Below are 12,147 nucleotides of genomic sequence, written 5' to 3' on the forward strand. Positions count from 1 at the left end.
TTTTTGCACTGTAGCAGGAAAAGAACACCAGGCAAGAGGCGCCGCAACAAAATTTTGCAATGAAATCAAGGACTTAGCGCCGATTTCCAAGGTGAAAATCGGGCAAATGTCCTTATTGATTAAGCACTTAGCTGCAGGTATGCAAGTGGTTTATGAAGGCTTGACGCCCCGCGCAACCAGGCATCACAGGATGTATCGGGACAAGTCTTCGTCCTGGCTCAGCGACTGCAGCCGCGCATTCACGTAGCCGGCATCCACCACCACGGTCTGCCCCGACAGGCGCGTGGCGTCATAACTCACCTCGTCCAGCAGCCGCTCCATCACCGTGGACAGGCGGCGCGCGCCGATGTTTTCGGTGCGCTCATTCACCTCGAAGGCAATGTGGGCCAGGCGGGTGATGCCCTCGGGCGTGAAATCCAGGGTGACGCCTTCCGTCTCCAGCAGCGCCTGGTACTGCTTGACCAGCGACGCATGGGTCTGCGTGAGGATGGCCTCGAAGTCCTGCACCGACAGGGAGGTGAGTTCCACGCGGATGGGGAAGCGCCCCTGCAGCTCGGGGATCAGGTCGCTCGGCTTGGCCAGGTGGAACGCCCCCGAGGCGATGAACAGGATGTGGTCGGTCTTGACCATGCCGTACTTTGTGGACACCGTGGTGCCCTCCACCAGCGGCAGCAGGTCGCGCTGCACGCCCTGACGCGAGACGTCGGCGCCGCCGGCCTCCTGGCGCGACGCGACCTTGTCGATCTCATCGATGAAAACAATACCGTTCTGCTCGGCGTTGGCCAGCGCCCGCGTCTTGACTTCTTCCTCATTGACCAGCTTGGCGGCCTCTTCCTCGACCAGCAGCTTCATGGCCTCGGCGATCTTGAGCTTGCGCGCGCGACGCCGCTCCTGGCCCATCTGGCTGAACATGCCACGCAACTGCTCGGTCATCTCCTCCATGCCGGCCGGGCTCATGATTTCGAACTGCGGCCGCGCATCCGCCAGGTCGATCTCGATCTCCTTGTCGTCCAGCTGGCCCTCGCGCAGTTTCTTGCGGAACACCTGGCGCGCCGTGCTGTCACCCGCGGGCTCGCCGGTGCGCGCGGTATCGACGCTGGCGCCGCGCGCCGGAGGAATGAGCACATCCAGGATGCGGTCCTCGGCGGCGTCTTCGGCACGCACGCGCACCTTCTTCATGTCGGCTTCGCGCGTCTGTTTCACGGCCACTTCCACCAGATCGCGGACGATGGAATCCACGTCCTTGCCCACGTAGCCCACCTCGGTGAACTTGGTGGCCTCGACCTTGATGAACGGCGCGTCCGCCAGGCGCGCCAGGCGCCGCGCGATCTCGGTCTTGCCCACGCCCGTGGGGCCGATCATGAGGATGTTCTTGGGCGTGATCTCGTGCCGCAGGCTGGCGTCCACCTGCTGGCGGCGCCAGCGGTTGCGCAGTGCAATGGCCACGGCGCGCTTGGCGCCGTTCTGGCCGACGATGTGGCGGTCGAGCTCGGAGACGATTTCCTGGGGAGTCATGGAGGACATGCTGCAGCCTGCCTGTCTTTATGAGTCAAATGAGCCGCTGGCGCTTGATAGACAAGCGCAAACAGCTACAAAAAAGATAGCCAACCACACGACGCCTACAACGTCTCGATGGTGTGGTGCATGTTGGTGTAGATGCACAGCTCACCAGCGATCTCCAGCGACTTCTTGACGATCTCGGCCGCGGGCAGGTCGGTGTTGCTCAAGAGCGCCTTGGCGGCCGAATGGGCGTAGGCGCCGCCCGAGCCGATGGCGACGATGCCCTGCTCGGGCTCCAGCACGTCGCCGTTACCGGTGATGATGAGGGACGCGGAATGGTCCGCCACGGCCAGCATGGCCTCCAGGCGGCGCAGCACGCGGTCGGTACGCCAATCCTTGGTGAGTTCGATGGCCGCGCGCGTCAGTTGGCCCTGGTGCTTTTCCAGCTTGGCCTCGAAACGCTCGAACAGCGTGAACGCATCGGCCGTGGCGCCGGCAAAGCCCGCCAGGACCCGCCCCTGGTAGAGCTTGCGCACCTTGCGCGCCGTGCCCTTGACAACGATGTTGCCCAGGGTGACCTGGCCGTCGCCGCCAAGGGCGACCTGGATGCCGTCTGCCGTCTGGCGCCGGACGCTGAGGATGGTGGTGCCGTGGTACTGTTCCATAGCTCGTGCATATGGGGGCGCCGCGCCGCCTTGCAAGCACGGCAGAGCACCTTCTCGGCAACGGCCCCGGAGTGGCAAATAGCCGGTGCGGCCTCAGTTCTTGCGGGGCACCACCCAGGCGTGCTCGTTCACGCCGATCACGTTGAAGAACACGGCGACCAACCGGTGCAGGTTGGTGAACTGCACCACATGCCCTTGCGCCTGCTGGGTGGCCGCCCAGTTCAGCACCGAGCCCACGGCAGCGAAATCGATGCGGATCAGCCGGTCGCAGGCCACGTTCAGCGGCACACCGGGGCGCACGAGAGGCTCCAGCGGCTCCAGGACGGAGGCCGCATCCCCCTCGATGTGGCCTTCGAGCGTGGCGGCAGGCCCCTCGTCCACGCCGCCCGGCTGCGACAGCGCGAACCCCGACGCGTACAGCGCGCTGTCGGCCGCGTCTGGCGTGGCCGGTGGCTGCGCACCGTCGTCGCCGCTGTAGCCGCAGCGCGGAGGCACCCACGATGGCGGCGAGACCTCGTAGGTGACGCAGTAGTCCAGCGCGACGAGTTCGAATTCATCGGGCAGCCCCATGAGCCGCAGTGCCGCCATGCGCAGCCGCCACCACTGTGGATCGGCGCCGCGGTCCCCCGACTGGGTGTGGGCCTGCAGGACCCCCTGCAGCGCGGCGGTGCCGACGAAGTGGATCTGCACATCCCGCTCCGCGCAGGCCTCGAACAGCTCGGCCAGCGCGGTGACCGCCGGCAGATCGATCGCGGTCAGCCGCGTCCAGTTCAGGGTCCAGGGCGGCGCGGAACGCGCCAGCGAGGCCTGCAGCGCCGCAATCGATTGCTGCGTGAGGGTGGATTGCGCACTCCAGCTCAGTTCCCTCTGCGGGATGGCGGGTGCACCCACGTCAGGCGTCATGGCCTTCAAACCCAGCTGTTCGGGCAACGAGAACCACAGCGGCGCCGAGCGACCGAAACGAGCGGCATAGTCAATGGCCAGCGCGTCGAAAGGCTCCTGCTGGCCCGTGGCCCGGTACAGGTCAAACAGGGTCATCCAGATGTCATGCTGCTGCTGGGGGTCACTGTGCTCGTGTTGGACCAGCACTTCCTTCAGGCCCGACTCCGCGCCGGCATAGTCGCCATTGGCAAAGCGGATCGCGGCCTCTTCCAGGTCGGGTTCGTGCACGAACTTCTCCGGTTGGGACGGCGCGGGCTGCGGCGCGTCCTCCGCGAGCGGCGGGGGTACGACCACCGGGCTCGCGTCGTGGAACATCGGCTCGACGGCGGGCGCCTTGTCGAGCGTCGGCGGCAGGCTCAGCGGCGCCGTCGGCGCAAAGGCGCGCGCGGGGTCGCCGGCCAGCCCGCTGGAGGCCAGCGCCGCCGCCATGGCCGCGGCCGCAGGCGACGGTTGTCCTGCGGTGGGTGCGGCGGCAAAAGCCGCGGCAGCCACCGGTGGGGGTCGCGGCGCGGGGGCTGCGGACGCTGCGGGCAGCGCCGCACCGTCAGGCGCGGGCGCCGCAGGGGTTGGGGCCGGGGTTTCGCCCGACCCTTTGCCCTTCCACCATTGCTGCGACATCTGCGCCTCGATCTCGTCGATCTTCTTGAGCGTGACGGCCCGCTCATCGGGCGAGGTCATGCTGGTCTGGAAGAACGACGTGCGCGCAGTGATGTCTTCAGGGCGCTGGCCGTGCAGGGCCTCGCGCTGGCGCAGCTTGCGCAGCTGATCGAACTCGCGGCGGCGCACGAAATCGTTGCGCCGCTTGCGCTCGATCATCTCCTTGAGCATCTGCTTGCTGTACTGGCTCTCGCGGTCCGCCTCGACCGCATCGAGATCGGACCAGTTGACGGTGGGATTGCGCACGAACCGCACCATCTTGGACAGCAGGCCGCCGGATGTGGTGGTGTCCTCCTTGCTCATGGATGCAAATGGGCGTGCGCAGTGCGGACGTCTCGCGGCAATCGACCGCTGGGTCAGTCGCCAAACATTTTCTGCTTGAGTTCGCGGCGCTGCTGCGCCTCCAGCGACAGCGTGGCCGTGGGGCGCGCCAGCAGGCGGCCTACGCCGATGGGCTCGCCCGTCTCGTCGCAATAACCGTAGTCGCCGGCGTCGATGCGCGCGATGGACTGCTCGATCTTCTTGAGCAGCTTGCGCTCGCGGTCGCGCGTGCGCAGTTCCAGCGCGTGCTCTTCCTCGATCGTCGCGCGGTCGGCCGGATCAGGGACCACCACGGTGTCCTCGCGCAGGTGCTCGGTGGTTTCACCCGCGTTGTGGTGCATGTCCTGCTTGAGCTGAGTCAGCTTGTGGCGGAAGAACGCCAGCTGCTTCTCATTCATGTACTCGCTCTCGGGCATGGCCAGCACTTCGGCATCCGTCAGGTCTTCGGCAGACTTGGTCTTCCAGTTGTTGGCCAGCTTGGGATCTTTCTTGGCGGCCGCCACAGGGGTTTGCAGGGTCGTAGGCATAGTTTGGGTAAAGCTGGCTTCGGGGGCGCCGGGCGCCGCCGCGGTGGCCTTGGATGGTACGGTCAATTGCCCGGAACCGGAAGGAGAAGGCCGGAGGCGCCGCGCGGTTACCGGCGCGGGTTCGTCGCCCGCGCGCTTGGCCTGGGCCGCAGCCTGGGCTTTGCTGGACTGGGCTTTCACTTCCTGTCTCCTCGCAGTTCGGGCTTTTTCCGCCTGCGTGCGGGGCCCAGGGCCCCTCGTGCAGCACGGTGCGAATGGCACGCGCCCCAGGGGGCGTTTTTGCCGGGGCGCGATTGTATAGACCTGCGCTGGCCGAGCGCAAAACGTTGTGGATACCACACAGGCGTAGTGCACTTTGCCGCCAGCCACCACGGGTCTCACACCAGGCACTGCTCCAGCCCCTGTTGCAGGATGTCCTGCGGCAGGTCGATGCCGATGAACACCATCTTGCTCTGGCGCGCCTCGCCTTCGGCCCACTGGGGACCCAGGTCGCTGCCCATGAGCTGGTGCACGCCCTGGAAGATCACCTTGCGGTCGGTGCCTTTCATATTCAGCACGCCCTTGTAGCGCAGCATGCGCGGGCCGTAGATATTGACGATGGCGCCCAGGAAGTCCTCCAGCTTGGCCGGATCGAAGGCACGGTCGGCGCGGTAGACAAAGCTCTTGACGTCGTCGTCATGGTGGTGGTGATGCGGGTGCTTGCAGTGCTCGTCGTGCTTGTGCTCATGGCCATGGTCGTGGCCGCCGTGCGCATGGCCATGACCATGGTCGTGCTCGTGTTCGCAGTGCCCGTGGTCATGGTCGCAATGGCTGTGGTCGTGCGCGTCTTCTTCCTTCAAGAAGTCCGGGTCGATGTCCAGCTTGGCATTGAGATTGAAGCCACGCAGGTCCAGCACCTCGGCCAGCGGCACATCGCCAAAATGCACCGCGCGGATGGGCGCGCGCGGGTTCATGTGCTTGAGGCGGTGGATCAGGTCGTTCTTCTCCTCCTCGCTCACCAGGTCGGTCTTGGACAGGAAGATCTGGTCGGCAAAGCCCACCTGCCGGCGTGCTTCCTGGCGGTCGTCCAGCTGCTGCTGGGCGTGCTTGGCGTCCACCAAAGTAATGATGGAATCGATGAGATAGGTCTCGGCGATCTCATCGTCCATGAAAAAAGTCTGCGCCACGGGGCCGGGGTCGGCAAGCCCCGTGGTCTCGATCACCACGCGGTCGAACGCCACCAGCCCCTTGCGGCGCTTGGCAGCCAACAGCTGCAGGGTTTCGCGCAGATCCTCGCGGATGGTGCAGCAGATGCAGCCGTTGCTCATCTGCAGAATCTGCTCTTTGGACTCGGTCTTGAGGATGTCGGTGTCGATGTTTTCCTCGCCGAACTCGTTTTCGATCACGGCGATCTTCTGGCCGTGCATTTCGGACAGCACGCGCTTGAGCAGCGTGGTCTTGCCGGAGCCGAGGAAGCCGGTGAGGATGGTGACGGGAATCAGGGCCATGGGTCGCTTTCCGTGGAGTGCAAACGCAAAACGGCGGCCTGGACGACCGCCGCATGGGAATCGAATTTCAGTGTACAGAGCCTGTCAAGACCTTCGCGCCCGCAGCGTCATGCCGGCTTGCGCATGACGGCCAGACCCTTGAGGTACTCGCCCTCGGGGAACTCCAGCGTCATCGGGTGGTCGGGCGCGCCGGCCAGGCGCCCCAGCACGTAGCCGTCCACGCCCGCATCCGCCCCCGCCGAGGCCACGATCTTGTGAAACAGCTCGGCGCTGATGCCGCCCGAGCAGGAAAAGGTATACAGCACGCCGCCCGGCTCCAGCAGTTGCAGCGCGAGGCGGTTGATGTCCTTGTACGCGCGCGCCGCACGCTCGGCATGCGCCGCGGTGGGGGCGAACTTCGGCGGGTCGAGCACGATCGCGTCGAAGCGCCGCCCTTCGGCCAGGAAGCGGCGCAGGGATCCATTCACGTCGGCATCCAGAAATTCGGCCCGCGCCGCGTCGAACCCGTTCAATTGCACGTGCGCCCGCGCACGCTCCAGCGCGGGACCGGAAGAATCGATGGACGTGACCTGCCCCGCGCCGCCGGCCAGCGCCGCCACCGTGAAGCCGCCCGTATAGCAATAGCAGTTGAGTACGCGCTGCAGGCCCAGGCGCTGCACCGTGGCAAAGAAATGGTGCCGGCTGTCGCGCTGGTCGAGGTAGAAGCCCGTCTTGTGCCCTTCGGCAATATCGAGCGTGAGCCGCCAGCCATGCTCGCGGATCGTCAGCTCTTGCGGCCCCTGCCCGCGCAGCCAGCCGGTGGCGGGCGCCAGGCCTTCCAACTGGCGCACGCTGGCGTCGGAGCGCTCGTACAGGCGCGACAGGCCTGTCGCCTGAAGCAGCGCATCGGCGATGACGGCCTTCCAGCGCTCCGTGCCCGCGCTGGTGAACTGGGCCACCAGCGTGTCCTCGTAGCGGTCGACGATCAGCCCCGGAAGCCCATCGGATTCGCCATGGACCAGCCGCACGCCATTGCTTTCAATGGGGAAACGGTCTCTAGCGCTTATGGATCGGGCGCAAGCAGCTATAAAAAAAGAAGCGTCGATGCGCTGCTTCTCGTCAAAGCTCCACACCCGGGCACGGATGCGCGACTGGGGGCTGAACGCCGCCCAGGCAAGAAACTGGCCCTGCGCCGACTCCACCCGCACCGTCTCGCCGCTGTCGCCGCCGCCCTTGGCGATGGCACCTTCAAAAATCCAGGGATGGCGGCGCTGCAGCGAACGCTCCTTGCCGGGTTTCAGTCGAATGGTTTTCATCCCCGGATTGTGCGCGCGCGGGTGAGCGCTTTTGTCGCACCCGGCCGGACGCAGAGCGTGCGGGACCAGGCTACCGCCCGCCGCCCGCCACCTAGCAGGCCGTTGAAAAAGTGGGCATCGAACGCATCAGGGACGCTGTTTTCGAAGAAACGAGTGGCCCAGACGCGTCTGCGCAGCGATTGCAACGGCCCATCTGGCCGGTTTGCAGGCCCTCCCGCCCATTTCGGGCGCACGTATCCCTGGGCTCACGCATGATGCGCGTCCCACCAGCCGCCGATGCTGCCCATTCGCACAAGGTTGTAGGTGGCAAAGCACAGCAGCGCCTGGCCCGTGAGCTTGGCCTGACCGATCAGCTTGGTCTTTGCCAGACCACCGACGGTCTTGATCCAGCCAAAGGCCTCTTCGATGCGCTTGCGCACCTTCAGGCTGGTCTTGTAGCCCTCGTGCCGTGTCACTCGCGCATCCACCGCCGAGTGTTTGTCCTTGGCCGCCACGTGGGGCGTGACTTTGAGCTTTCTGCAGCCTTTGATGAAGGCCTTGCTGTCGTAGCCCTTGTCGGCACCGACCGTGGCCCGTTTGTTCCTGTTGCCCCGACGCTCCAACATGGCCAGCGCCGCCTCGCGCTCGGCCGTGCCGCTGGCGTGGGTGATCTCGACATCCACGATCAGCCCGTTGCGGTTCTCCATGAGGATGTGCCCCATGTGGCACAGGCGGGATTTGTCGCCCTGGCTCTTCTTGAACAGCCGGGCATCGGCGTCCGTGGTGCTCTCGTGGGTGTCGTTGCAGCGCTCCTGCCCTTGAAGTCCACCTCGGGGTTGCGCCCAGGCGGCGTGCCGCTGTCGTCGTCTTTGCGCTTGAAGCTCTTGTGCGAGGCCCAGGCGTCAATGAGCGTGCCGTCCACGCTGAAGTGCTCGTCGCTGGCGAGCTTGCCCCACTGGGCACTGAGCTTGACGCGCTCGAAGAAGGCGCGGGCGAGGTCTTCGTTGAACAGACGTTCGCGGTTGGCGCTGAAAGTGGAGTGGTCCCAGACCTTGTCTTCGATGTTCAGGCCCACGAACCAGCGGTACAGCAGGTTGTAGTTGATCGCTTCGACCAACTGGCGCTCGCTGCGGATGGAGAACAGGATCTGCAGCAGCAAGGCCTTGAGCAGCATCTCCGGTGGCACCGATGGGCGGCCACGGCGGGCGTACACCGCTTCGAACTCGCGGTTCATGGTTGCCAGCAGCGCATCAACCACCGCGCGCAACTTGCGCAGCGGGTGTGCCTGCGGCACGCGCTCTTCAAGGCTGATGTAGCTGAACATCGCCCCCTGGAAATCTTGACTGCCTCTCATCGTCCTCGTCTGGGTCGTTCACCGATGGCTTCAGATCGTAGCGGCCAACGCGGGCGTCGGCGGGGATTTTTCAACGGCCTGCTAGGGCTTGCGCCGTGCGCGCGGGTGCGCCGCGTCGTACACCCGCGCCAGGTGCTGGAAATCCAGCCGCGTGTAGACCTGGGTGGTGGTGATGTTGGCGTGGCCCAGCAGCTCCTGCACGGCGCGCAGGTCGCCGCTGGACTGCAGCAGGTGGCTGGCGAACGAGTGGCGCAGCATGTGCGGGTGCACGGGCGTGGTCAGGCCCGCCACCTGGCTGCGCTGGCGCAGGCGCGACCAGACGGACTGCGCCGTGAGCCGCGCGCCGCGCCGGCCGATGAACAGCGCCGACTCCAGCCGCGCCGCGCCCGTGGCACCCAACGGCAGCGCGCGCTGCGCCAGCCAGGCCTGCAGCGCCGCGGCCGCGGCGCGGCCCACGGGCACGCTGCGGCGCTTGGAGCCCTTGCCGAAGACATGCGCCTCGCCCGCCTGCAGGTCCACCCAGCCGCGCCCCTGCTGGTGCGCGGCGGGGCTGGGCGCCACGTCCAGGCCCACCAGTTCGCCCACGCGCAGGCCGCAGCCATAGAGCAGCTCGACGATGGCCGCGTCGCGCGCCTCCAGCCAGGGGTCGACGCCCGTCTCTTGGTGCTCGGCCAGGCGCACCGCTTCGTCCACGGGCAGGGCCTTGGGCAGGGGCTTGGGCGCCTTGGGCGCGCGCACGTCCTGCACGGGGTTGTGCGGCACCAGCCCCTGGCGCGCGGCCCAGGTGTAGAACCCCCGCCAGCCCGAGAGGATGAGCGCGATACCGCGCCCGCTGCGCCCGCCGGCATGCATCTGCGCCACGAAGCGGCGGATGTGCGCGCTGGTCAGGCGCAGCAGCGGCAGATCCACGCCCGCGGCCATGGCGGCCAGGCGCTGCAGGTCCAGCGTGTAGAGCGTGAGGGTGCGCGCGGCCAGGCGCTTTTCCACGCGCACATGCTCCAGGTACTGCAACGCCTCAGGCGGCAGGTGCAGGGCAACTGGCGTGTCGTTCATTTGCTACTGAATAAGGAGCTTCTTGCGCTTGATGCGTGGTGTTTTCAGGCAAAAAACCTACGCAAACCCTTATCCATCCAGCGCAAGCCGCTCACTTTTTCATCGCATGCGCGACAGCGCCGAGCTGGCCAGCTCGGCCATGCGCGAGAGGAATTCCGTGCCCATGGTGGCCTCGAAGCGGTGCGGGTCGTGCGAGCCCAGCACGATCAGGCCGAAGGCCGGCTGGTCGGCGCTGTCGATCGCGCCTTCGCGCAGCGGCAGCAGCGCCAGCGACTGCACCTCGCCCGCCTCGGGCAGCCAGGCCGTGGCCTCGAAACCCAGGTTGGGCCCGCAGAACGGCATGGTCAGCGACGAGGCGAACAGGCGCAGGTCCTCGCTCACCGGCTGGGTGGCGACGAGGCCCGCGTGCTCGGGCGCGACGTTCCACACCCGCAGCGCGACCTGTGGCACGTCGAACAGCGTGCGCAGGCCGTTCTCCACGGCGCGCGGCAGGCGGGCCGCATCGCGCACCGCGGCCACCTCGCGCGTCCACTGGTGGATCTTCTGGGTGATGGCGGCGTTCTCGGTGCCGTGGCGCACCATCTCCATCACGCGGTGTTCCAGGCCCTTGATCTTCTCGCGCAGCATCTCGGCCTGGCGCTCGTGCAGGCTCACGGCGCGCTGGCCGTGGGGGCTGGCGATGGTGACACTGGCCAGCAACTCGGCATGGCGCTCGAAGAAGCCCGGCGTGTTCGCCAGGAAGTGCGCGATGTCGTCTTCGGTGATGGGGGATACGGGAGAGGAAGAGGTCATAAAGCGTCCGGAATGTCGATCTCGCCTTCGAAGACGGTGGTAGCGGGGCCGGTCATGAACACGGGGTCTTGCAAGCCGCCGGCCCAGTCGATGGTGAGCAGGCCGCCCCGCGTGTGCACCTGCACGCGCGCATCCAGCAGCCCCAGGCGGATGCCGGCCACCACGGCGGCGCAGGCGCCCGTGCCGCAGGCCAGCGTCTCGCCCGCGCCGCGCTCGTACACGCGCAGGCGCACTTCACCACGGTTCACGATCTGCAGGTAGCCCGCGTTCACGCGCTGGGGAAAGCGCGGGTGGCTTTCGATCAAGGGACCGGTCTGCGCCACGGGGGCAGTGTCCACATCGTCGACCAACTGGACGGCGTGCGGGTTGCCCATGGACACCACTGCTACCAATAGCGTAGCTGCTGACGCCTGTCCATCAAGCGCCAGAGGCCATTTTTGGCCTGAACCTTGCGACACGGGCGCGAGGCCCGTGGTGTCGAACGGCACGCGCGCCGGCTCCAGCTCGGGGCGGCCCATGTCCACCGTCACACGGCCGTCGGCGGTCAGATGCGGGGCGATGACGCCGGCCATGGTCTGCACGCGGATCGTGTCCTGCGCGGTGAGGCCCTTGTCGCGCACATAGCGCGCGAAACAGCGCGCGCCGTTGCCGCACTGCTCCACCTGGCCGCCGTCGGCGTTGTGGATCACGTATTCGAAGTCGATGCCCGCGCCGGGCGAGGGGCGCACGGTGAGGATCTGGTCGGCGCCCACGCCGAAGTGGCGGTCGGCCAGAAAGCGGTACTGCGCGGGCGTGAGCCCCAGGCGCCCCTGCGTCTCGTCGAGTACCACGAAGTCGTTGCCCGCGCCCTGCATCTTGGTGAAGCGGATGTGCATGGCGCGATTATCCGCCGCATGCGCGCGTCGCCTGGGTGCAACCACGGGGAAACCCCGCACGGCTGACATCCGAGTTTTTTGCTCGGCTATTGATTTCGATCAGCCCGCCCCTGGGCTGCATGGGGAGCATCCGGGGTTCCCGCCGCGCCGCCCTGCCGGCAGCGGCGGGCCACGATAACGACAACGGAGGTGCGATGACCCTGACGATGGATGTACTCGACCGGCTGCATGCCGCCGACCCGAATGCCGCGACGGAACTGGTGCAAGACAGCGCCGACGCCGTGGCGCTCATCGAACTGCTGGAGATGCTGTGGAACTGCGGCATTCCGCGCGCGCCGCAGTTGCTGGAGCCCGTGCTCCAGCGGCTGCTGCAGCTGCGTCCCACGGATTGAACACGTCCGCCGCGGGTGCGGTTCGGCCGGCACGGGCAGGTTGTCCCTTTGATCGCCCCAGAAAAGAGATAGCGAGGCCACCATGACTCTGACCGTTGACGTACTTGACCGGCTGCATGCCGAAGACGTTGCCACCGCCACCCATCTCGTGCAGCGCAGCGCCGACGGCGCCGCGCTGATCGAGCTGCTGGAGATGCTCTGGAGCGTGGGCATCCCGCGCGCCAAGCCGCTGATCGGCCCGGTGCTGGAGCGCCTGTCCCAGCTGCGCCCGCTGCAGGGCTGATGGCGGGCGGCGTGCGCCTGCCGAT

Annotated in this window: 11 protein-coding genes and 1 pseudogene; 2 read left to right on the forward strand and 10 right to left on the reverse strand. The window is 66.9% G+C overall.

Annotated features, from left to right (window positions below):
- Positions 1 to 183: 183 nt before the first annotated feature.
- The 10 genes and pseudogenes from hslU to dapF form a co-directional block, all read right to left on the reverse strand.
- The gene (hslU, locus tag HND92_RS16460; protein WP_088888335.1) at positions 184 to 1,524 is read right to left on the reverse strand and encodes an ATP-dependent protease ATPase subunit HslU; all 1,341 of its coding nucleotides are present in this window, start codon (positions 1,522 to 1,524) and stop codon (positions 184 to 186) included.
- 95 nt (positions 1,525 to 1,619) lie between these two features.
- The gene (gene hslV / locus HND92_RS16465; RefSeq protein ID WP_015914271.1) at positions 1,620 to 2,165 is read right to left on the reverse strand and encodes an ATP-dependent protease subunit HslV; all 546 of its coding nucleotides are present in this window, start codon (positions 2,163 to 2,165) and stop codon (positions 1,620 to 1,622) included.
- 93 nt (positions 2,166 to 2,258) lie between these two features.
- The gene (locus HND92_RS16470) at positions 2,259 to 4,067 is read right to left on the reverse strand and encodes an STAS domain-containing protein (RefSeq protein ID WP_172208520.1); all 1,809 of its coding nucleotides are present in this window, start codon (positions 4,065 to 4,067) and stop codon (positions 2,259 to 2,261) included.
- A gap of 53 nt (positions 4,068 to 4,120) precedes the next feature.
- Positions 4,121 to 4,873 carry an RNA polymerase-binding protein DksA gene (dksA, locus tag HND92_RS16475; protein WP_371814804.1) on the reverse strand — a complete coding sequence of 251 codons (753 nt, stop codon included), beginning with the start codon at positions 4,871 to 4,873 and terminating at the stop codon, positions 4,121 to 4,123.
- Between the two features lie 116 nt (positions 4,874 to 4,989).
- Positions 4,990 to 6,099 carry a GTP-binding protein gene (locus HND92_RS16480; RefSeq protein WP_103737188.1) on the reverse strand — a complete coding sequence of 370 codons (1,110 nt, stop codon included), beginning with the start codon at positions 6,097 to 6,099 and terminating at the stop codon, positions 4,990 to 4,992.
- Positions 6,100 to 6,206: 107 nt separating this feature from the next.
- Positions 6,207 to 7,394 (reverse strand): class I SAM-dependent rRNA methyltransferase, encoded by a 1,188-nt coding sequence (locus tag HND92_RS16485; RefSeq protein WP_172208531.1) that lies wholly within the window; start codon positions 7,392 to 7,394, stop codon positions 6,207 to 6,209.
- 245 nt (positions 7,395 to 7,639) lie between these two features.
- Positions 7,640 to 8,727: pseudogene (locus tag HND92_RS16490) on the reverse strand (IS5-like element ISDisp1 family transposase).
- A gap of 81 nt (positions 8,728 to 8,808) precedes the next feature.
- Entirely contained in the window at positions 8,809 to 9,780 is a 972-nt protein-coding gene (locus tag HND92_RS16495) for a tyrosine-type recombinase/integrase (protein ID WP_172208541.1), read from the reverse strand.
- A 99-nt stretch (positions 9,781 to 9,879) separates the two neighbouring features.
- Positions 9,880 to 10,572, reverse strand: a complete 693-nt coding sequence (locus tag HND92_RS16500; protein ID WP_011806781.1) for a DUF484 family protein — start codon at positions 10,570 to 10,572, stop codon at positions 9,880 to 9,882.
- Positions 10,569 to 11,447 (reverse strand): diaminopimelate epimerase, encoded by an 879-nt coding sequence (gene dapF, locus HND92_RS16505; protein ID WP_088888328.1) that lies wholly within the window; start codon positions 11,445 to 11,447, stop codon positions 10,569 to 10,571. Before dapF ends, HND92_RS16500 begins: the two co-directional genes overlap by 4 nt.
- 194 nt (positions 11,448 to 11,641) lie before the next feature.
- Between dapF and HND92_RS16510 the strand changes: the two genes are divergently transcribed.
- Positions 11,642 to 11,839, forward strand: a complete 198-nt coding sequence (locus tag HND92_RS16510; RefSeq protein ID WP_015914278.1) for a hypothetical protein — start codon at positions 11,642 to 11,644, stop codon at positions 11,837 to 11,839.
- An 82-nt stretch (positions 11,840 to 11,921) separates the two neighbouring features.
- Positions 11,922 to 12,122, forward strand: coding sequence for a hypothetical protein (locus HND92_RS16515; protein ID WP_011806784.1), 201 nt, complete (start codon positions 11,922 to 11,924; stop codon positions 12,120 to 12,122).
- Positions 12,123 to 12,147: the final 25 nt, after the last annotated feature.

Source organism: Diaphorobacter sp. JS3050, from assembly GCF_013154915.1.
Taxonomy (GTDB): domain Bacteria; phylum Pseudomonadota; class Gammaproteobacteria; order Burkholderiales; family Burkholderiaceae_C; genus Diaphorobacter; species Diaphorobacter nitroreducens.